This is a genomic window from Paenibacillus sp. 3LSP, from assembly GCF_032465655.1.
In the GTDB taxonomy this organism is placed as follows: domain Bacteria; phylum Bacillota; class Bacilli; order Paenibacillales; family Paenibacillaceae; genus Fontibacillus; species Fontibacillus barengoltzii.
Genome location: NZ_JAWDJI010000141.1, coordinates 1 through 20,600, shown reverse-complemented (window position 1 = coordinate 20,600; position 20,600 = coordinate 1). Strand labels below are relative to the sequence as shown.

Below are 20,600 nucleotides of genomic sequence, written 5' to 3'. Positions count from 1 at the left end.
TGACACCGAGAACCTTTACGGAATCTAGTAAGTTCACAATAATCTATATTTCGACATTTTGGAAATCGTCATCCAGTCATTTTGCGACATAATTCGACATTTCTTGTCGTATCTACGCGGTGACCCACCAAATTTTATGAAAAAGGGAGTGTTGGTTCATGCATCGTCGGCTTAGCGAAGAGAAAGTGTTCAAAGACCCCGTACATAATTATATTCATGTACAGGACGAAGTGATCTGGTCGCTCATTAATACGCCGGAATTTCAGCGGCTTCGCCGGATTCGACAGCTCGGGACTTCCTATTTGACCTTTCATGGTGCCGAGCACAGCCGTTTTTCCCATTCGCTTGGCGTTTACGAGATTACGCGGCGGATTATTTCGCAATTTGAGCGAAGCGGCTACACGGATTGGCCTCGCAGCGAGAAAATGGTCGCCTTGTGTGCGGCGCTGCTGCATGACCTCGGGCATGGTCCGTTTTCCCATTCTATAGAAGAAGCTTTTCAAATGCATCACGAGGATTGGACCTGCAAAATCCTATTGGGAGAAACTGAGGTGGGGAACGTCCTGCGCGAGATTTCACCGGATTTTCCAGACAAGGTGGCTGCGGTGATCCGGAAGGATTATGACAATCCGATTGTGGTGAATTTGGTGTCTAGCCCGCTGGATGCGGATCGGATGGATTATTTGCTGCGGGATGCTTATTTTACCGGTGTAAACTACGGGACGATTGACATGGACCGGATTTTGCGGATGCTTCGACCATTTCAAGGGCGGGTTGTGGTCAAAGAATCAGGGATGCATGCGGTGGAAGACTATTTGATGTCGCGGTATCAGATGTATTGGCAGGTCTATTTCCACCCGGTGACGCGGAGCTCGGAGATCATTCTTCGGCAAATTTTGCGTCGGGCTAAGGAATTATACCGGAGCGGGCATTCTTTTTGCTTCTTGCCGCATCCGTTACCGAACTTATTTCAAGGGGATATCAGCGTAACCGATTATTTGCAGCTGGACGAAGCGCTGATGCAAACGACCTTCATGCAGTGGACGAGAGAAGACGACGAGCGGTTAAGCGATTTATGTTCTCGGTTTTTGAATCGTAAGCTGTATAAATATGTAGAATTAGATTCACCGGAGCTGGAAATGCTGGACGAGATTCGGAACGCCTTCAGACAAGTCGGGCTTGAACCTGAATACGACATGGAAATTGATTTTCCGACGGATCTGCCGTATGATGTGTTCCGTCCGGACGGCGGGGTTCGGCAGAAGCAAATTTTGTTGTTGGACCGGCAGGAGCGGCTGCGGGAAATTTCGGAAGTCTCGGATATCGTGCGGTCGATCAGCGGATTACACCGGGGGAAGACGCATTTGTACTATCCGGATAATAAATTGTGTGCTGTAATGGAGCGGCTGCCTCGCCCGGTAGCCCGCATTTTCGAGCAACGGAAATAGGAGGATGACAAGGTTTATGTTATTTGATACGCATACGCATTTGGATGCTCCCCAATTTGACGAGGACCGCGAGGAAGTGATCGCGCGCGCTGTGGAACAAGGGGTTACGCGGATGATCAACATCGGATTTAACCGTGAGACAATCCCTTCGACCATGAAGCTGGCAGAGACCTATGACTTCATTTATGCCGCGGTCGGATGGCATCCGCAAGACGCGATTACGATGCAAGAGGGCGATTTGGACTGGATTGCAGAATTGTGCAAGCATGAAAAGGTCGTCGCCATCGGAGAAATTGGGCTGGATTATTATTGGGATACGTCCCCTAAGGACGTTCAACATAAGGTTTTTCGCCAGCAAATTGGACTGGCTCGCAGCTTAGGTATGCCGATTTCCATTCATAATCGGGACGCTCACGAAGACGTGGTTCGCATCCTTCGGGAAGAGAAGGCCAACGAGGTTGGAGGCGTGATGCACTCCTTCTCCGGCAGTTGGGAAATTGCCAAAATGTGTCTAGATTTGGGATTTCATTTGTCGTTTGGCGGGCCGATTACGTTTAAAAATGCAAAACAACCCAAGGAAGTGTTGGCCAAGACGCCGATGGACCGTTTGCTGATCGAAACGGATTCCCCTTATTTAACGCCGCATCCATATCGTGGTAAACGAAACGAGTCAGCTCATGTTCGTTTGGTTGCGGAAATGGCAGCCGAGCTCAAAGGGGTTACTTTTGAGGAAATCGCGGAAATTACCACCCGAAATGCATTGGAACGATTTGGAATTCCGAGTATTTGAGAGCAAAACGGATGAAATAAAGAGGATTTCGGAAAGATTAATGCTTTTTAACCCTCAAAAACAAGGTCATTACATTTTTTTAACCATTTTTTTAAAAAAACGTGGTTGATTACTCCTTTACAACCTGCATCGAAACAGGATAGAATCTTTTCAGTATCGATTCGGTTCGTTTTGGACTGAACCATACGATGCTTGGTTCCATGAACCAGTCTCGCTGAATCTCCTTATGACGGAGAACGGGGGAACCAATACGAATTGCAGGTTGGCGGCAGCCTAATCGCGTTCGTATTTGATTTCTTTCCAGGGTCTATGGGGTGAATTCAAGGTCATTGCGCCATGAGCGAATGTACTGAGAAAGGGCGGCTCTCTTTCGCCCGAACCCGACAGCTAACCTCGTAAGCGAATAAGAGAGGTCACTCGTGCAGCTATTACACCCAAGACATTCAAGAAGCCACGAAGGAGTTCCTCTAACTCTTTCTCCCGGCTTCTTTTGTTTTGAATAAAAGTAATAGGGTCGTCATACTGTTGGAAAACAGGAGGTGACGACAAGCAGGAGAGACTGGTCAAGGATGCAAAACGCTTAGGATTAAATTTAAGATCAGTGTTCAAAAAGTCAGGTTTTCAGCACCGAGAAGGTTGGATGAAGCTAGGGACTGAGTAGCGCAGCGTACATGGGAGTACGTGAGCAACGGAAGGCCCGGCTGAATTCAAGATTCGATGCCGAATTCACTTCTTGACCTGCTTCGTGATCAAAAGATGACTTTTTGACTACCTTAGGCGTTTTGTAAAAAGTAACTGTAGTCGCGTCAATCGTTATCATGCATCGACCTAGACGGCGGGACTATGAAGGAGGACGGAAGAAATGGGCATTTTCCGCAAAGAGGAGACCCATGAATCACGCTCATCCAGCATGTCTTACGCAATGCGATGGAAGCATGAGAATTTACGTCAGATAGCGCTCGTCGGCGTTCTGGCCATCGCGGGAATCATCATCATCCTAATCTGGCTGTATAGCCAGGCACAGAAGGAAGTATCCCTGATCGTGGACGGGAATGTCCAGTCAGTGGAGACAACCCAATCCAGTGTAGCTCATCTGCTGGAGGAACAATCGATTAAGCTCAGTGCGAAGGATTCAGTATCCCTCCCGCTGGAAAGCTCGCTGAAGAACGGTGACCGCATTGTCATAGTACGCGCGAAGCCGGTCAGTGTGACCGCGGACGGCAATACGAAAGTCCACTTCACGACGCAAAGCAAAGTCGAGGGCGTATTGTCCGAGCTCGGCATCACTTTGGGTGAAGACGACAAGGTGACACCGACATTGGACAGTAAAGTTACCGAGAACCTGAATGTGAAGGTCGTTCGGGTCAGCAAGCAAACGGTGCAGACGAAGGAGGCCGTGCCCTTTAGCGTGGTCAAAACGTCGGACGACAAGCTGCTGAAAGGCACCACGAAAGTGATCCAGGAAGGTTCCGAAGGTCTGGTCATTCACAACATTGAGAAAACTTACGAAGACGGAAAATTCGTGGCGAAGCGTTGGCTCGGCAAAGAGGTCTCCAAGGAAGCTCAGCCGAAGGTGATCGCAGTCGGTACGAAGAAACCTACCGAGGTTCTGTCGGCCAGCATCAGCCGTAAGGGAAATACGGTGAACATCAGCGGAACGACGACCAAAGGTGGCGTCTCATTCAAATATAAAAAAGTCTTGAAAAATGTTACGTTAACCGCGTATTCGGCGGAAGAAGACGGAATTGGCACCCGCACGGCTTCGGGTACCCGCGTGACAGAAGGCAGAACGATTGCGGTGGATAAAGACGTCGTTCCGCTTGGTTGGTGGGTATACATCGAAGGAATCGGCTTCCGTAAGGCAGAGGATACCGGCGGGGCCATCGATGGCCATAAGATGGATGTGTATTTTGATAGTTTGAAGGATGCGAAGAAATTCGGCCGCAAGAAGGGCCGCACCGTCTACGTGATCGGTCCGACGAAGCCGGAATTGAACTAAGTTCTCGTTCTCTTTCGTTTTACAATGCGAAGGGAATAAGATAGTATTAGGATGATGAATAAGACAGTGGATTAGAAGAGGATGTAATGATCCTCTTCTTTTTGTTATTCTGGTGGAGACAAGCAAGAACAGGAAGGAAGACAGATTCATGATCAAAGAGGTCATCGTGGTGGAGGGTCGAGACGACACCGTGGCCATAAAGCGCGCCGTAGAGGCGGATACAATCGAGACCGGAGGTTCGGCGATCGGCGAAGCCGTGCTCAAGAAAATCGCTTTGGCGCAGGAACGCCGGGGCGTGATTATTTTTACGGACCCCGACCATGCCGGGGAGCGGATTCGCAAAATTGTGGCCGCACGGGTGCCGGGCTGCAAGCACGCTTTCCTGCCGGAGGCGGAGGCGACGAAGCGAGGCGACATCGGGGTGGAGAACGCCTCGCCGGAGGCGATTCGCGCCGCGTTATCTCGGGTCCGCAGCGAAGCGCCTGGAGTAGAGGCCGCGATCACCTGGGAAGACTTGATAAACGCAGGGTTAATCGTGCACCCGCAAGCGGCGGCGCGGCGAAAAGCGCTGGGCGAGCTGCTGGGTATCGGATATTGTAACGGAAAGCAGCTCTACAAGCGGTTAACCGTGTTCCGGATCAGCCGCGAGGAGTTTGCAGCTGCGTTAGCCGAGTTGGAAAGCAAAGGAGTTTAAGAACCATGAGCATAAGGGAAGACGTATCCACACCGCGCCGGACGAAGGAGATCATCCAGCGGCACGGTTTTTCGTTCAAAAAGAGCCTGGGGCAAAACTTTCTGATCGACCAGAACATCCTCGGTAAAATCGTTGCCGCCGCCGAATTGGACGAGAGCCAGGGGGCACTCGAAATCGGACCCGGAATCGGCGCGTTAACGGAGAAGCTGGCGCAGGAGGCGGGCAAGGTGGCCGCGGTCGAGATCGACCAGCGACTGATCCCGATTCTGCAGGAGGTGCTGGAGCCGTACCCGCACGTCCATGTGATCCATGGCGACGTGTTAAAGCTGGACCTGCAGGCTTTATTTGCGGCTGAGTTCAGTGAAGTGAGCGGCGTCAGCGTCGTTGCCAATCTGCCTTACTACGTGACGACTCCCATCATGATGAAGCTGCTGGAAGAGAAGCTCCCGCTGAGAAATATCGTCGTCATGATCCAGAAGGAAGTGGCTGAGCGTATGGCCGCGGCTCCTGGCGGCAAGGATTACGGCAGCCTCAGCATCGCCGTGCAGTACTACAGCATCCCGGAGATGATCTGTACGGTGCCGCACAGCGTGTTTATTCCGCAGCCGAATGTAGAGTCTGCCGTGATTCGCTTAACCGTGCGGGAGACGCCAGCGGTGGCGGTTCAGGATGAGGCCTTTTTCTTCGAGGTGGTACAGGCCTCTTTTGCCCAGAGACGCAAGACGATTTCCAACAATCTGAAAAGCCGCTTCTTCCCGAAGGAAGGGCGCGAGAGACTGGAGCAACTGCTGGAGGAAGCCGAGATTCAGCCTTCCCGGCGAGCGGAGACCTTAAGCCTGGAGGAGTTCGCCAAGCTGAGCGATACGCTGCTGAATGCCGGCGTGAAGGAACTCCGCGTGTAACCATTCCCTCTTATCGCCCATACGATGGGATAGAGGTGATGGATTTGGCGAATTTGGGAGACTTGGTCGTCCGCAAATCATACGGTGGAGATGTTACGTTCCGAATCGAACAGATTGTGCGGAGTGAAGCGATTATTAAAGGAACGGAATTCCGGCTGCTGGCGGATGCGCCCTTAACCGATTTGGTCAGGGTAGACCCGGCTTCCCCAGGAGAGACGACGCAGCGGGCCCGCATTAAGGCGACGGAATCGCTGAAGCGGTTAACGCAAGACCGCAAGGAATTGGCAGAACGCAATCGAATGGTGATTGGACGGGATCTGTATGGGCAAGGAGAGACGGCCTATTTTGAGGTCCCAGGGAAGGTCCTGCATTTAGATGGGGATGAACGCTATTTACAAAAGAGCCTAAGCCTGTATCAGAAGCTGCGTGTTCCGGTTCAGGGATACTATGTCACGGAATCGCAAATGGCGAGTGCGCTGTACCGTCTGCTGCCTGTGGTCAAGCCGGATATCGTTGTGATTACCGGTCATGACGGCGTGTTGAAATCGCGTCCCACCAGCGACCTTTATAATTTGACCAGCTATAAAAATTCCAAGTATTTCGTGGAGGCCATTCAAATGGCTCGGCAATACGAACGGAATTTCGATACGTTAACGATTGTGGCCGGCGCTTGCCAGTCGCATTTTGAGGCGTTGCTGCAGGCGGGGGCTAATTTTGCGAGTTCACCCGGCCGGGTGCTGATCCATGCGCTGGATCCGGTGTATATCGCTGCGAAAGCGTCGCTCACCTCGATTCGGGATACGATCCAGATTACTGACGTGCTGAATCATACGATCAGCGGCGCCCAGGGGGTTGGCGGGATCGAGACTCGTGGCAGTTACCGAATCGGGTTGCCCAAACTGAAGGACTTGTCGACGCTGAAAGTGGTGCCGTCCATGTGAAAGGGTTGCCGGAAGGAACTGAGGCTAGTGCCCCAGGACCTTCCGGTTATTTTTTTAGTATTTAGCTCTTGAGCCACCAGGCAAAAGAAAATGTCGAAAAATAATCGTTGACACATCTTTTTTGCTGCTGATATAATTATTTATTTCGATTTGACAAGTTTGTGACTTTCCTGTATAATGGACAAAGAAAGAAGGTGGTCACAGGCAATGGCTAAAAATGCGCTGTCGGAAATAAAGCATAGTCTCGACGCCCATGTAGGACAGAAAATTATGCTCCGGGCTAACGGTGGTCGCCGGAAGACCGTCGAACGCACTGGAGTGTTAGAGGAGACCTATCCTTCGGTCTTCATTGTGAAGCTGGATCAAGAGCAGCAAACCTTTAAGCGTGTGTCTTACAGTTATGCCGATATACTGACCGAATCTGTTGAAGTCATGGTTTATGACGACAACGATGGGATGCGGATTTCGTATATTAAACCGTGAACATCATGAATCAAACCGCAAACGGTTCTCGCCTTCGGGTGAGACCGTTTTTTTCTTTTTTTTACGGGTAATGGGTTCATCCACCAAGGTTGCCGGTGTTCACTTTAGATGGACAAAATCTCGGTGTATGCTCGCATCGGTGCTCGCGTATACTAACCATCGTTCCTATTTCCATGGCCAAAAGGAGGAGACTGACCATGTCGCGAAGAAGACGCAGCGTGATGTCGGAGAACTTGAAGGTCGAATTAGCGAAGGATCTGGGATTTTACGATACCGTCCAGCAGGAGGGCTGGGGCGGCATCAAGGCCAAAGATGCGGGCAATATGGTGAAGCGGGCGATTGAGCTTGCCGAGAAGGCAGCCGCGAAACAGCAATAACCTCTGCCACAGCGAAGCGTCCCTTTCAGGGAGCTTCGTTTTTTTCGTTGGATGAAGTAAGATAGAGGGAGAAAAAAATGTCTTTCATACATAGACGTGGAGGCAACGTTTTTTTAGAATAAAAGAATGTGCTAATAAGACCGGATGGATGCGGATATTCCACGGAATTGCTGAGGTGGGGAAGCGGCATGAAAATTTACGAAAAAGCACCGGCCAAAATTAACTTAATGCTCGACGTGTTACATAAACGTCCCGACGGATACCATGAGGTCGAGATGATCATGACGATGGTGGATCTGGCGGACCGTTTGGAAATGAGCGCTCTTCCGCGGGATACAATCATTATTTCGAGCCAGGCCGGATATATTCCGCTGGATGAGAAGAACTTGGCGTTTCAGGCGGCGAAGCTGATCAAGGAACGCTACAATGTGCGGAGCGGGGTTTATATCCACCTCGATAAGAAAATACCGGTCGCTGCCGGCCTTGCCGGCGGAAGCAGCGATGCTGCGGCGACGCTGCGGGGCTTAAACCGTTTATGGGAGCTTGGCATTCCCGAAGAGGAGCTCAAGGAGCTGGGGGCGGAGCTGGGTTCAGATGTGCCGTTTTGCGTGACGGGCGGGACGGCGCTGGCGACAGGGCGAGGCGAAGTGTTGACGCCGCTGGCGAATCCGCCGCAATGCTGGGTGGTGTTAGCGAAGCCACCGATCAACGTGTCGACGGCCGAGGTGTATGGGCGCCTGCAGGCGGAGCAAATTACCGATCATCCATCGGCAATCCGGATGCGAGAGGCGTTGGAGAGACGCTCATTCACGGAGGTATGCCAAGCGCTCGGTAACGTGCTGGAGCAGGTGACGCTGGAGCTTCATCCAGAGGTAGCGCAACTGAAAGAGGCAATGCTGCGTCTTGGCGCGGACGGCGTGTTAATGTCGGGCAGCGGACCTACGGTATTTGGGCTCGTCTCGAAAGAATCGAAGGTGTCCCGCATCTATAACGGATTGCGCGGGTTCTGCAAAGAGGTTTACGCCGTACGGCTGTTGACTTGAAGCTCGGCTGCGGAACTGGAGCCGGGTACTCCTTCCTCGTTCCAAGGCTTGGACAAATCCGTACAAAAGTGTTATAGTTTCATTAAAATATTCGGATTTAGCGAGGGGTACTTCGTGAAGAAATTAAAAAGAAGCGCTCGTTTGGTGGAGATGACCCATTATCTGTTGTCTAGACCACACCATTTAATCCCGCTGACTACCTTTGCGCAACGGTATGGGGCGGCCAAGTCGTCCATCAGCGAGGATCTGGGGATTATTAAAGAAGTGTTTGAAGGCGAAGGCATGGGGGAATTGCTGACGCTTGCCGGGGCGGCCGGCGGCGTGAAATATATTCCCCGGGTCGGACGGGAGCAAGCGAACGCTTTTATCCAGCACCTCTGTGAGAAGCTGGCGCAGCCAGACCGAATTTTACCGGGCGGATATTTGTATATGTCGGATCTTTTGGGACAACCGGCGTTGATGAATGAAGCGGGCAAGTTGTTTGCAACCGTATTCGGCGATTTGGAGATCGACTGCATCATGACCGTGGAAACGAAGGGGATCCCTCTCGCTTATGCAACGGGAGCGGAACTGAATCTGCCCGTCGTCCTGGTTCGTCGCGACCATCAGGTGACGGAAGGATCCGCCGTTAGCATCAATTACGTATCGGGCTCCCACAAGAGCCTGCATACGATGACGCTGTCGCGCCGGGCATTGAAGGAACACTCTCGCGTCTTGATCGTCGATGACTTTATGAAGGCGGGGGGCACGATCCAAGGGATGGTTGACCTGTTGGCCGAGTTTAACGCAGAGGTTGCAGGAGTTGGGGTTCTGGTTGAATCGGGCGAAGTTGCCAGCGAACAGCGTCTGCTACATGATTACGTTTCCCTGGCTACACTTCGGGCGGTAGATCCCAAGGAGAAGGAGATTTCAGTAGAACCTGGGAATTATTTTTCGAAATTTGAACAATAAGAACTATGTCGATATCTCCTCAAATTGTAAGAATTCTCGACGAAACATGTCGAAAACCCCGTTTTATCAAAAAAAATCGTGATTTTAGGCCATTTTGTTGATCAAAAAAAAAGGATTTCGGTTTGCTGTGTGGAATAATACACCAAGTCTCTGATGGAAAAAGGTGGTGAACACATATGCAAATTACGGATGTAAGACTCCGCCGAGTCAGCTCTGAGGGCAGAATGAAGGCCATCGCATCCATTACCATCGATAACGAATTTGTTGTTCATGACATTCGCGTCATCGATGGGAACAATGGGATGTTCGTAGCAATGCCTAGCAAGCGCACGCCGGACGGGGAGTTCCGGGATATCGCTCATCCGATTTCCTCCGGTACTCGCGAGAAGATTCAAGCCGCTGTTCTGGCTGAGTACGAGCGCGCCGCCGAACAAGAGGAAGCGATTGAAGAAGGGGCGTAAGTCGCATTTATTTGATTTATCGATCAATTGGGGTTCGAGGAAAAGGGAGCCATGTCCGCATGGCTCCCTTTTCTTTTTGCCCTAAATGAGATATATTCAGTAATGAGTTTTAATGAGAGAGAGAGAAATACTTCTTTTTTTAAAAATAAGAAGGAGGCCGGGGACTTGAAGAGATTAGCGATCGTTCTTGCCGCAGGCCAAGGGAAACGGATGAAGTCCAAGCTCTATAAGGTGCTTCACCCCGTTTGCGGCAAACCGATGGTTGGGCATGTACTAAATGCGGTTCAAGAAGCAGGTTGCGAACGCAGCATCGTCGTTGTTGGCCATGGAGCTGAAGCTGTAAAATCCTATTTGGGTTCATCGGCGGAATACGTGTTGCAGGAGCAACAGCTGGGAACCGGACATGCCGTCAAGCAGGCCGGGCCATTATTGGCGGGAGAAGAAGGAGTCACACTGGTTATTTGTGGCGATACCCCTTTGGTTACGGCGGAAACACTGGAAGCTCTTTTCGAACTTCATCAACGTAAGGGAGCGGCAGCAACCGTACTTACAGCGGTAATGGAACAACCGTATGGTTACGGCCGAGTGATCCGCGGCGCTAACGGAACGGTTGAACGGATTGTTGAACAGAAGGACTGCTCGCCGGAGGAAGCCGCCGTGCAGGAAATTAACACAGGCACTTATTGCTTTGATAATGCCAAATTGTTTGCTGCACTGGAGAAAGTAACGAACAACAACGCGCAACAGGAGTATTATCTTACCGACGTGATCGGCATTTTGGTGCAGGCGAACGAAATTGTCGAAGGTTATGCGGTAGCAGACGTTCGCGAATCGATTGGCGTCAATGACCGGGTGGCCTTGGCGGAAGCTGAAGCCGTCATGCGGGAACGCATCGTGCGGGGCCATATGTTGAACGGCGTAACGGTGATTGATCCAGCTTCTACGTACATCGGGGCCGATGTTACCATTGGAGCGGATACCGTAATTTATCCAGGTACCGTTCTATCCGGGAAAACGTCCATCGGCGAAGATTGCGTGATTGGGCCGGCTGCAGAAATCGAAGATAGCGTGATCCAAAACGGCGCGAAGGTGAAACAGTCGGTGCTGAGCCAGGCGGAAGTCGGCCAGGAGACGACAGTTGGTCCTTTCGCTTATTTGCGTCCAGGGGCGAAGCTCGGAGCACATGTGAAGGTTGGCGATTTTGTTGAAATCAAAAATGCAACCCTCGATGAAGGCTCCAAAGTCTCGCACCTCAGCTATATCGGCGATGCGAAGGTTGGTAAGAACGTGAATATTGGCTGCGGCGCGATAACAGTGAACTATGATGGTTATAATAAGTCCATTACGGAGATTGAGGACGATGCTTTTGTTGGCAGTAACGTCAACTTGATCGCTCCGGTGAAGGTGGGCAAAGGCGCTTATGTCGTTGCCGGATCCACGATTACGCAATCGGTTCCGGACAATGATCTTGCTATTGCCAGAACCCGGCAGGAGAATAAACCCGGCTATGCCGAGAAGATTCGTGCCCGGGCGAAAGCGAAGAAGGAAAGACAGCGACAATCTTAATTTCAAATGCAGTGATCTGCAGTGACCATTTGAATAGACGGGGTAGCTGTGAAGGCGGGTTGTTTAAGAGACTCCCTGACGCTATCTACACAGCACGGAGGGTTTTAATTTTATGACTTATTGTGATTCTAAATTAAAGATATTCACCTGTAACTCCAATCCGAAATTGGCTCATCAAATCGCCGACTATATCGGCATTCCGATGGGCGAATCGGAGACGACGAGCTTTAGTGACGGCGAAATACAGGTCAAGCTGTCCGAAAGCGTTCGGGGCTGCCACGTCTATGTGGTGCAATCGACTTGCGCACCTGTCAACGATAACTTGATGGAGCTCCTCGTGATGGTGGATGCTTTGAAAAGAGCTTCGGCCAAGAGCATTAATGTCGTTATCCCGTATTACGGTTACGCCCGCCAAGACCGGAAAGCCCGTTCGCGCGATCCGATCACGGCGAAGCTGGTTGCCAATCTGATCGAGAAAGCCGGCGCACATCGGGTCATTACGATGGACCTTCATGCGATGCAGATCCAAGGCTTCTTCGATATCCCGGTGGATCATATGCTAGGCGTGCCGATCTTGGCCCAGTATTTCCGTTCCAAGCATATCGCGAATCCGGTTGTCGTCTCGCCTGACCATGGCGGGGTGGTACGTGCCCGTAAGCTGGCGGATTTCCTGAACGCACCGCTGGCGATCATCGACAAGCGCCGTCCAGAACCGAATGTCAGCGAAGTCATGAACATTATCGGGAACATCGAAGGGAAAACTGCGATTCTCGTCGACGATATCATCGATACCGCCGGTACGATTGTCCTTGGTGCCAACGCGCTCAAGGAAGGCGGGGTAGAAGAAGTGTACGCTTGCTGTACGCACCCTGTCTTGTCCGGTCCGGCGATGGAACGTCTGGAAAACTCTCCGCTGAAGGAAGTGATCGTGACCGATACGATCCCGATCACGCATCCGAATCCGACAAGCAAGCTCAAAGTGCTGTCTGTCGCTCCGCTGATGGGCGAGGCGATTATTCGTGTGCACGAGGAGCTGTCGATCAGCAAGCTGTTCGAGATCGAATAAAATGGTCACTGCCATACCAGGGGTTGCGTCCTCCCAAACGGGGACGTAACCCCTATCGGTGTATTGGCGGGCCGATGGAGAAGCTGGGGAAAACGGAGTTGCACGGACTTGGTTGAGCGTTAGCGTTGGGCGAAAGCAGACATCCGTGTAGAAATGTTCTTACGAGGGCGATCGCTTCCCCATAGGGGCACTCCCCGTCGAAGAATACAAACGAACTGGAATTTCTACCGTTAATTTTGGCGGAAACGAAGGTTTCAGGTGATTTAACGGTAAATTGTATAGTTAATTTTGGGGATTTTCAGCTAAAGCAGCAATTACGCTGAAATTAACGGCAGGTTTTACCGTTAGTTGCTCAAAAAGCCAGTTTGCGTCGAAATTAACGTTACTTTTTCCAGCTAATTCGCATCTTTCTTAAAGTATAGTTAGTTAAAGAACAACCGAGTACCAGAGGCGGTTTATAGATATAGATATGTTAGAATTTGGAGGGACATGACCCATGAAGTGGATCGTAGGGCTCGGCAATCCGGGAGCCCAATATGAGAAAACCCGGCACAATATCGGCTTTATGGCCGTGGATGAGCTGGCGCGCCGGCATGGCATCGAGATCAAGCAGAGTAAATGTAAGGCTTTGATTGGAGAAGGGATGCTGCCAGGCGGGAAAGTCGTGCTGATTAAGCCGATGACTTACATGAATTTATCCGGCGAAGCGGTGCGCGCTTATATGGACTACTATAAGGCGTCGATCGAAGATCTGATCGTGGTGTACGACGACCTCGATACTGAGTTGGGACGCAATCGTCTGAGATATCAAGGCAGTGCCGGCGGGCACAACGGCATCAAGTCGATCATACAACATATCGGCACGCAGACGTTTAACCGAATCCGGATGGGCATTTCGCGCCCTGAACCCGGGTATGCGATCGTGGATTATGTCCTGTCGCCTTTTGCGAAGAAGGATAAGCCGTTGCTCGATCAGTCCATTCAAGCGGCTTGCGATGCGCTAGAATACAGCCTGGACCATACGTTCGAACAAACGATGGCGAAGTTCAACGGATAGATGGGTCAATCTATCAGGGCCGATAGGCTAAAAGCCGTCTGCTTGGGGCATACTGGAGACATAAAGAATCTTCAGGAGGCATATAGATGGCTGTAAACTATGTTTGTCGGCACTGCCGGACGGTGATTGGTAGAATCGAATCGCCTCAAGTCACAGAAGCCCAATTAGGCTTGCATTCCTTGACCCCCGATGAGCGGAGAGATATAATAGCGTATGATTCAAATGGCGAAATGACGGTCCGGGTGACTTGCGACTATTGCAAGGAAGCCCTTGATCATAACCCGGAACTGATGTTGCTTACGAATCCTTTGCAGTAAACTGCAAGCTACGAGGAACACGGACAAATTTACCGGAATATACGGTTATAGAGCCTTGGCACGTTGCTGAGGCTCCTTTTTGGTTCGGGTAAGCTGGACTTACCCTTTTCGTCTAGCCATAGATTTCTATCCATCAGCAGTAAGAGAGGTGCCTCATTTGCTACAAGCACTTATTCAAGCTTTTTCACGCGATACCGATTTTGCTTCGACGGTTGCGGGCATTCAGTCGGGCATGAAGGAGCAGTTAATTTCCGGCTTGTCGGGTTCGTCCAGGCAAGTGATGCTAGCCGCGCTGCATCAGGAAACGAAGCGACCGCTGCTCGTCGTGACCCACAATATGTTCTCCGCACAGAAAATGTATGAAGATTTACAGGAAGCGCTATCACCGGATCAGGTACTGATGTACCCGGCGAATGAGCTGGTTGCTGCTGAATCGGCGGTATCCAGCCCGGAAACGCTGGCCCAGCGGATCGAGGTGCTGCTGCAATGCTCCCGGGGATTCCGAGGCATTGTGGTGGTGCCTTATTCCGGTATTCGCCGCTATATCCCAACGCCGGAAGCTATGGCCGAAGCAGGACTGACCGTCCGGCTCGGAGGCACGCTGGAACTGGAGCGGTTCATGACGCAAATGGTCGAGCTAGGCTATGAGCGGGTCGAACGGGTGGAATCCCGCGGCGAAATGAGCCTGCGTGGTGGCATTATCGACTTCTATCCGCTCACAGCGTCCATGGCTTACCGGGTGGAGCTGTTTGATGATGAAGTGGATTCGATCCGGACCTTTGATCCGGCGGATCAGCGATCGGTGGACCAGATTAAGGAAGTGTTCATTCCACCTTGCAAGGAACTGATTGCAACGAAGGAACGGATGAGCCAGGCAGCGCAGGCGCTCTCGGAGAAGCTGGAGATCCAGCTGGACAAGATGACCGATCGCCAGGCCAAGAACCGTCTCCGCGAAGAGATGTACAAAGAAATCGAAATGCTGCGCGAGCATGTTTATTTTTCGGAAATTTATAAATATATTTCTTTGATCTATCCAGAGCGAAAAACGTTGTATGACTACATGCCAGAAGATACGCTGCTTCTGCTGGACGAACCGTCGCGCCTGCTGGAGACGGCCAAGCAGCTGGAACGCGATGAGGCGGAATGGAATCTGCACCTATACCAAAACGGGAAGAGTCTGCCTGACCTGCCGCTTGCGGTGGACGTAGATCATCTGATCTACCATCGTCCGTTCCAGACGTTGTTCTTGTCGCTGTTCCTGCGTCAAGTCCCGCATTCCCAGCCGCAGAATATCGTGAATTTCGTGACGCGGGCGATGCAGGATTTCCATGGGCAAATGAATGTCCTGAAGGCGGAGATGGAGCGTTGGAAAAAGAGCGGTGCTCATGTCATCATGCTGGCCAGCACCGAAGAGCGCATGGATCGGATGCGGCGGGTACTGCAGGATTACGGCATTGAAGAACCTCAATTGCTGCAAGGCAACCTGCAGTCCGGCTTCGAACTGCCTTCGGTACACCTCGTTGTGATAACTGAAGGCGAGATGTTCTCCCAGAAGCAGCGCAAAGCGCGCCGTGTCGTCAAGAGCATGGACAATGCCGAACGGATCAAGAGCTATACCGAGCTGAAGATCGGCGATTACGTCGTTCACCAGAACCACGGGATCGGGAAATACATGGGCATCGGTACGCTGGAGGTCGGCGGCATTCACAAGGATTACATGCATATCCTCTATGCCGGCGGTGACAAGCTGTCGGTGCCGATCGAACAGATCGACATGATTCAGAAATATGTAGGTTCTGAGGACAAGGAGCCGAAGATCTACAAGCTGGGCGGTAACGAGTGGAACCGCGTCAAGAACAAAGTCCGTTCCTCCGTCCAAAATATTGCCGACGACTTGATTAAGCTGTACGCAGAGCGGCAGGCGGCCCCGGGGTATGCATTTGAGAAGGACACGCCGGAGCAACAGGAATTCGAAGCGATGTTCCCGTATGAGGAAACTCCAGACCAGCTGCGGGCCATTGAGGAAATCAAGAAAGATATGGAACAAAGTCGTCCGATGGACCGTCTCTTGTGCGGTGACGTTGGTTACGGCAAGACCGAAGTTGCCATTCGTGCGGCCTTTAAGGCAGCGATTGAAGGCAAGCAGGTTGCGGTGCTTGTCCCAACGACGATTTTGGCACAGCAGCACTATGAGACGTTCCGGGAGCGGTTTGCCGGCTATCCGATCAACATTCAGACGCTTAGCCGCTTCCGCAGCCGCAAGGAGCAGAACGAAACCATTAAAGGGATTCGTCAAGGCACGGTGGATATCGTTATCGGAACCCACCGCATTTTGTCGCAGGATCTGGTCTTTAAAGACTTGGGACTGCTGATCGTGGACGAAGAGCAACGGTTTGGCGTTACCCATAAAGAGAAGTTAAAGAAACTGAAAACCAACGTGGACGTGCTGACGCTGACGGCGACCCCGATTCCGCGGACGCTGCATATGTCCATGCTGGGCGTACGGGATCTGTCGGTTATTGAAACGCCGCCGGAAAACCGGTTCCCGGTGCAGACGTATGTCGTCGAGTACAGTCAATCGCTCGTACGCGAAGCGATCGAACGGGAGATGGCCCGGGGCGGCCAGATTTATTACCTGTATAACCGCGTGCAGGGGATTCATGAAATTGCCGCCCAAATCTCGATGCTCGTGCCGGAAGCGCGAGTGGTCGTGGGTCATGGCCAGATGTCGGAGCAGGAGCTGGAGAAGACGATTCTCGATTTTCTTGACGGGGAATACGATGTCTTGGTCAGCACTAGTATCATTGAAACCGGGGTGGACATTCCGAACGTCAATACGCTGATCGTGCATGATGCTGACAAGATGGGCTTGTCCCAGCTGTATCAGCTGCGCGGCCGGGTCGGACGATCCAACCGGATCGCCTATGCTTATTTCACGTATCAAAAAGACAAGTCCTTAACCGAAGTTGCGGAGAAACGGCTGCAATCGATTAAGGAATTTACGGAGCTCGGTTCCGGCTTCAAAATTGCGATGCGCGACTTAGCCATCCGCGGTGCCGGGAACTTGCTTGGTGCGGAGCAGCACGGCTTTATCGCTTCCGTCGGCTTCGATCTGTATTCGCAGATGCTGGCGGAAGAAATCCAGAAGCGGAAAATTACGATGCTCGGAGAGACGCCGCCGGCAGAGGCGACTTGGAACACCACGATCGATTTGGGCATCGACGCATATTTGCCATCGGATTACATCTACGACAGCATTCAGAAGATCGAAATCTACAAGAAGACCGCCTCAGTGCAGACGTTCGAGGACGTGGCCGAGTTGGAGGACGAGCTGCTTGACCGGTTCGGGGAGCTGCCGGATGCCGTGCAGAATCTCCTGGCGGTTGCCCGCGTGAAGCTGTATGGCAAGCAGTATGGCATCGAGTCGATGACGCTGCGGGGCGAAGAAGTGACGATCAAGTTCTACGAAGGTCAGGAACAAGCCATCGTTCCAAGCAAGCTTGCCGAAGTTGGCAATCTGTTCGGAAGACGTGTACAATTTAGTCAAGGATCCGTGATGATTATCCGGATAAATATCAAGGGAATGGACGACAAAGAAATGATGGGCTTGCTGGAGCAGTTTCTCGGCGCCCTGAAGGATGCGTTCAAAGCGAAAGGGGAACTACAGAATGTTTCAAAGTAAAAGGCGCTCATGGAGAATGCTGCTGATTGGGCTTGTAGCGGTATTGGCTTTTTCCGTTATGGCGGGATGCGGCAAGAAGGATGCAAGCTCGGGAGGAAACGATACGAGTAAGGTGATTGCGACGTACGATGGCGGCGAAATTACAGAGAACGAATTCGACCGCGAGCAGCGGATCGTGCTTGCCCTTCAGCCGCAAATGGAACAATTCATGCAGATGGAAGACTTCCGTCAATATTTGGTGAAGCAAGAGATCGCCTATGAGTATCTTGAAGCCAAAGCCGACGCGAAGACGAAGGAAGCCGGTAAGAAGAAAGCCGAGGAGCAATTTGATTTGATGAAATCGTCCTACGGCGAAGATAACTTTAAGAAAATGCTGGACGCCCAGAAGGTATCCGAGGCCGAATTCAAGGACTACATGGTTCGGATTTATACCGTGATGGAAGGCGAAATGCAGAAGATCTCTGAAGATGACGTGAAGAAGGAATTCGAAGCGACGAAACAGGATTATACGACGGCTTCCGTTCGTCATATCCTGATTAACTTCACCGATCCAGACGGCAAAGAGCGGACGGAAGAGGAAACGCTCAAGCTGGCGAAGGAAGTCAAAGCGAAACTGGACAAGGGTGAAGATTTCGCTGCGTTGGCGAAGCAGTACTCCGAAGATCCAGGCTCCAAGGATAACGGCGGTTTGTATGAGAACGTGGAAGTGCGCGACTGGGTAATAGCTTTTAAACAAGCGGCCTTGACCCAACCGCTCAACCAAATCGGCGATCCGGTGAAGACGGAATACGGGTACCACATCATCCGCGTGGAGTCTCGGACCGAGAAGAAATTCGAGGATCTGACCCAGGAAGAGAAGGACATGATCCAAACGACGCTGGCCTCGAACAAATTGGACGAGTTCATGGCGGGGGATCTGGAGAAGAAGATCATCAAGAAGATCGAATTGCCTAAAGTGGAGACAAGTACCGGCGAAAATGGCGCGGGAACAGACACCAATGCGGGCAATGGCACCAATGCCGGAACGAATGAAGGTACGAATGCCGGGACGGACAGCAACGGAGCTGCCAACAATGCCGGTTCCAATAGCGGGAATACGAGCAAATAAAGCAGAGCTTAGAAGCAGCGCGGGGAGGTCCGTGCTGCTTTTTTGTGCGGACGGCCTTGCGGCTCCTTATACACATCCAACTGTTAAAAATCATGGTTCATTATGATGAATAAGGTGTTCGCCCGGGATGAATACTATGGTCAGAATCACAGAACAAGCCATCCCTGTCCCCACCTTCGGCCGCTCGTTTTGGCGAAGCTTATGGCGCATACATCTGCGTAAGCCGCAGATTACGTATAAAGTCCGATTAGGTGAAGCTTTAAAAAATCAAGCCGTAGTTCAAAACTTCTAAGAAAGCGGGGCATCAAGTGAAATGAAAGCTACTGGTATTGTACGCCGTATCGATGATTTAGGCCGTGTTGTTATTCCTAAGGAAATCCGCCGGACGTTGCGGATTCGGGAAGGAGATCCGCTCGAAATTTTCGTGGACCGGGATGGAGAAGTGATTTTGAAGAAATATTCGCCGATTGGAGAATTGGGCGATTTTGCCAAGGAATATGCGGAGTCGCTGTATGAGAGCACCAGCCATATTACCTTAATCTCTGACCGGGATACCATCATTGCTGTCGCAGGCGCTTCCAAGAAGGAGTACCTGGACAAGCAGATCAGCTCTTTGCTGGAAAGCAGTATGGATGGCCGCAAGATTATCATGGAAACCGAGTCGGGGTCGTACGAAATTACGAAGGATCATCCGGAGAACATCTCTTCGTTTGTGATAGCGCCAATTATTGCCGGCGGGGACCCAATTGGGACGGTGGTGCTTGTGAACAAGGACGATGCTGTAAAAATGTCCGATTTGGAATCGAAAATGGCAGAGACCGCTGCCGGTTTTCTCGCAAAACAGATGGAGCAGTAGAAAGAACGCAAAATATTTGCAAGACGCATGGAGGAACTTACACACACCGCTGTTTGGGGCGGACGCCGTCCGTCCGAAACGTAGAGGGATGTGTAAGTTTTTTTGTGTTGAACTTAGGAAATGGCGATAGCCTCCGTTTCGTCTTATAATGGAACCTGTTAGCTTTAAAACATGCTGATGACTGTTAAAGCAAAGTAGGTTGCCATGATGGAAACGAAGGAAAGCCTATCCTCCAAACTGCTCAAGGGAGCGGCCGTTCTGAGCGCGGCGGCGCTGATCACCAAGCTGCTGGGAATGCTGCAGAAGATCCCGCTGCAAAATATCGGGGGAGACGGCGTATTTGGCATTTATAATACGGTTTACCCTTTGTACACGCTGTTAGTTACGCTCACGACCTCGGGATTTCAGGCGGCGGTAGCCAAATTTATCGCGGAACGCCAGGCCCCTGGATGGGAAAGGGAGCGTAATGAGGTGCTGCGACTGGCATCGGCAACGATGCTGGGGTTGGGGGTTGCCTTTGCGGTGCTGCTTTATTTTGGCGCTCCGATCTTATCGCAGCTCATCGGAAGCAGCTTGTTGATTCCGGCTTTTCGCGGAGCGGCGCCCGCGTTGTTGCTCATTCCGGTGGCGGCGGCGCTGCGGGGATATTTTCAGGGACATCAAAATATGACGCCAACGGCGGTTTCCCAGGTGGTGGAGCAAGCCATTCGGGTCACGGTGATGATCGTCCTGTTGCTGGCGTTAAGCCGGGTGGGAGCCGCTGATGCGGATCTTGCCGGCGGGGCACTGGTCGGCTCCTCCGCAGTGTAAGTTTTTTTGTGTTGAACTTAGGAAATGGCGATAGCCTCCGTTTCGTCTT

The 20,600-nt window shown here is 51.6% G+C and carries 19 protein-coding genes and 1 riboswitch; all 19 genes read left to right on the top strand.

Features of this window, described 5'->3' with window-relative positions:
- Window positions 1–158: 158 nt before the first annotated feature.
- The 19 genes from RW092_RS11375 to RW092_RS11285 all read left to right on the top strand — a co-directional run bounded on the left by RW092_RS11375 (window position 159) and on the right by RW092_RS11285 (window position 20,551).
- Window positions 159–1,448, top strand: a complete 1,290-nt coding sequence (locus tag RW092_RS11375; protein WP_316010241.1) for an HD domain-containing protein — start codon at window positions 159–161, stop codon at window positions 1,446–1,448.
- A gap of 16 nt (window positions 1,449–1,464) precedes the next feature.
- Window positions 1,465–2,238, top strand: a complete 774-nt coding sequence (locus tag RW092_RS11370) for a TatD family hydrolase (RefSeq protein ID WP_028539762.1) — start codon at window positions 1,465–1,467, stop codon at window positions 2,236–2,238.
- Window positions 2,239–2,440: 202 nt separating this feature from the next.
- A riboswitch (cyclic di-AMP (ydaO/yuaA leader) is annotated at window positions 2,441–2,655 on the top strand.
- A gap of 445 nt (window positions 2,656–3,100) precedes the next feature.
- Window positions 3,101–4,237, top strand: a complete 1,137-nt coding sequence (locus RW092_RS11365; RefSeq protein WP_028539763.1) for a resuscitation-promoting factor — start codon at window positions 3,101–3,103, stop codon at window positions 4,235–4,237.
- A 148-nt stretch (window positions 4,238–4,385) separates the two neighbouring features.
- A complete protein-coding gene (gene rnmV, locus RW092_RS11360; protein ID WP_016314709.1) occupies window positions 4,386–4,931 on the top strand; it encodes a ribonuclease M5 in 546 nt (181 codons plus the stop codon).
- A gap of 5 nt (window positions 4,932–4,936) precedes the next feature.
- Window positions 4,937–5,833, top strand: coding sequence for a 16S rRNA (adenine(1518)-N(6)/adenine(1519)-N(6))-dimethyltransferase RsmA (rsmA, locus tag RW092_RS11355; RefSeq protein ID WP_316010240.1), 897 nt, complete (start codon window positions 4,937–4,939; stop codon window positions 5,831–5,833).
- Between the two features lie 38 nt (window positions 5,834–5,871).
- Window positions 5,872–6,774, top strand: coding sequence for a sporulation peptidase YabG (yabG, locus tag RW092_RS11350; protein ID WP_016314707.1), 903 nt, complete (start codon window positions 5,872–5,874; stop codon window positions 6,772–6,774).
- A gap of 207 nt (window positions 6,775–6,981) precedes the next feature.
- Window positions 6,982–7,257, top strand: a complete 276-nt coding sequence (gene veg / locus RW092_RS11345) for a biofilm formation stimulator Veg (RefSeq protein WP_009226353.1) — start codon at window positions 6,982–6,984, stop codon at window positions 7,255–7,257.
- Between the two features lie 197 nt (window positions 7,258–7,454).
- Window positions 7,455–7,634: a small, acid-soluble spore protein, alpha/beta type gene (locus RW092_RS11340; protein ID WP_016314706.1), complete on the top strand. Its 180-nt coding sequence runs from the start codon at window positions 7,455–7,457 to the stop codon at window positions 7,632–7,634.
- Between the two features lie 188 nt (window positions 7,635–7,822).
- Window positions 7,823–8,677: a 4-(cytidine 5'-diphospho)-2-C-methyl-D-erythritol kinase gene (ispE, locus tag RW092_RS11335; RefSeq protein ID WP_028539766.1), complete on the top strand. Its 855-nt coding sequence runs from the start codon at window positions 7,823–7,825 to the stop codon at window positions 8,675–8,677.
- A 114-nt stretch (window positions 8,678–8,791) separates the two neighbouring features.
- On the top strand, window positions 8,792–9,628 hold the full coding sequence (gene purR, locus RW092_RS11330) for a pur operon repressor (protein ID WP_028539767.1): 837 nt from the start codon (window positions 8,792–8,794) through the stop codon (window positions 9,626–9,628).
- Window positions 9,629–9,804: 176 nt separating this feature from the next.
- A complete protein-coding gene (gene spoVG, locus RW092_RS11325) occupies window positions 9,805–10,089 on the top strand; it encodes a septation regulator SpoVG (RefSeq protein WP_009226349.1) in 285 nt (94 codons plus the stop codon).
- Between the two features lie 165 nt (window positions 10,090–10,254).
- Complete coding sequence (glmU, locus tag RW092_RS11320) at window positions 10,255–11,655, top strand: bifunctional UDP-N-acetylglucosamine diphosphorylase/glucosamine-1-phosphate N-acetyltransferase GlmU (protein ID WP_028539768.1); 1,401 nt, start codon at window positions 10,255–10,257, stop codon at window positions 11,653–11,655.
- Between the two features lie 112 nt (window positions 11,656–11,767).
- A complete protein-coding gene (locus RW092_RS11315; RefSeq protein ID WP_009226347.1) occupies window positions 11,768–12,721 on the top strand; it encodes a ribose-phosphate diphosphokinase in 954 nt (317 codons plus the stop codon).
- 496 nt (window positions 12,722–13,217) lie between these two features.
- Complete coding sequence (gene pth / locus RW092_RS11310) at window positions 13,218–13,778, top strand: aminoacyl-tRNA hydrolase (RefSeq protein WP_016314703.1); 561 nt, start codon at window positions 13,218–13,220, stop codon at window positions 13,776–13,778.
- Window positions 13,779–13,864: 86 nt separating this feature from the next.
- Complete coding sequence (gene fin / locus RW092_RS11305) at window positions 13,865–14,095, top strand: anti-sigma-F factor Fin (protein ID WP_028539769.1); 231 nt, start codon at window positions 13,865–13,867, stop codon at window positions 14,093–14,095.
- Between the two features lie 157 nt (window positions 14,096–14,252).
- Window positions 14,253–17,777 carry a transcription-repair coupling factor gene (gene mfd / locus RW092_RS11300; protein ID WP_316010239.1) on the top strand — a complete coding sequence of 1,175 codons (3,525 nt, stop codon included), beginning with the start codon at window positions 14,253–14,255 and terminating at the stop codon, window positions 17,775–17,777.
- Complete coding sequence (locus tag RW092_RS11295; RefSeq protein WP_127576420.1) at window positions 17,764–18,885, top strand: peptidylprolyl isomerase; 1,122 nt, start codon at window positions 17,764–17,766, stop codon at window positions 18,883–18,885. Before mfd ends, RW092_RS11295 begins: the two co-directional genes overlap by 14 nt.
- 313 nt (window positions 18,886–19,198) lie before the next feature.
- Window positions 19,199–19,741: a stage V sporulation protein T gene (gene spoVT, locus RW092_RS11290; protein ID WP_016314699.1), complete on the top strand. Its 543-nt coding sequence runs from the start codon at window positions 19,199–19,201 to the stop codon at window positions 19,739–19,741.
- Between the two features lie 207 nt (window positions 19,742–19,948).
- Window positions 19,949–20,551: an oligosaccharide flippase family protein gene (locus RW092_RS11285; RefSeq protein ID WP_316010238.1), complete on the top strand. Its 603-nt coding sequence runs from the start codon at window positions 19,949–19,951 to the stop codon at window positions 20,549–20,551.
- Window positions 20,552–20,600: the final 49 nt, after the last annotated feature.

Excerpts from the sequence above, each read along its gene's own strand:
- RW092_RS11375 (WP_316010241.1), top strand. The coding sequence starts at position 159 with ATGCATCGTCGGCTTAGCGAAGAGAAAGTGTTCAAAGACCCCGTACAT.
- ispE (WP_028539766.1), top strand. The coding sequence starts at position 7,823 with ATGAAAATTTACGAAAAAGCACCGGCCAAAATTAACTTAATGCTCGAC.
- fin (WP_028539769.1), top strand. The coding sequence starts at position 13,865 with ATGGCTGTAAACTATGTTTGTCGGCACTGCCGGACGGTGATTGGTAGA.
- spoVG (WP_009226349.1), top strand. The coding sequence starts at position 9,805 with ATGCAAATTACGGATGTAAGACTCCGCCGAGTCAGCTCTGAGGGCAGA.
- spoVT (WP_016314699.1), top strand. The coding sequence starts at position 19,199 with ATGAAAGCTACTGGTATTGTACGCCGTATCGATGATTTAGGCCGTGTT.
- RW092_RS11295 (WP_127576420.1), top strand. The coding sequence starts at position 17,764 with ATGTTTCAAAGTAAAAGGCGCTCATGGAGAATGCTGCTGATTGGGCTT.
- RW092_RS11285 (WP_316010238.1), top strand. The coding sequence starts at position 19,949 with ATGGAAACGAAGGAAAGCCTATCCTCCAAACTGCTCAAGGGAGCGGCC.
- RW092_RS11340 (WP_016314706.1), top strand. The coding sequence starts at position 7,455 with ATGTCGCGAAGAAGACGCAGCGTGATGTCGGAGAACTTGAAGGTCGAA.
- RW092_RS11365 (WP_028539763.1), top strand. The coding sequence starts at position 3,101 with ATGGGCATTTTCCGCAAAGAGGAGACCCATGAATCACGCTCATCCAGC.
- pth (WP_016314703.1), top strand. The coding sequence starts at position 13,218 with ATGAAGTGGATCGTAGGGCTCGGCAATCCGGGAGCCCAATATGAGAAA.
- rnmV (WP_016314709.1), top strand. The coding sequence starts at position 4,386 with ATGATCAAAGAGGTCATCGTGGTGGAGGGTCGAGACGACACCGTGGCC.
- RW092_RS11370 (WP_028539762.1), top strand. The coding sequence starts at position 1,465 with ATGTTATTTGATACGCATACGCATTTGGATGCTCCCCAATTTGACGAG.
- veg (WP_009226353.1), top strand. The coding sequence starts at position 6,982 with ATGGCTAAAAATGCGCTGTCGGAAATAAAGCATAGTCTCGACGCCCAT.
- yabG (WP_016314707.1), top strand. The coding sequence starts at position 5,872 with ATGGATTTGGCGAATTTGGGAGACTTGGTCGTCCGCAAATCATACGGT.
- rsmA (WP_316010240.1), top strand. The coding sequence starts at position 4,937 with ATGAGCATAAGGGAAGACGTATCCACACCGCGCCGGACGAAGGAGATC.
- RW092_RS11315 (WP_009226347.1), top strand. The coding sequence starts at position 11,768 with ATGACTTATTGTGATTCTAAATTAAAGATATTCACCTGTAACTCCAAT.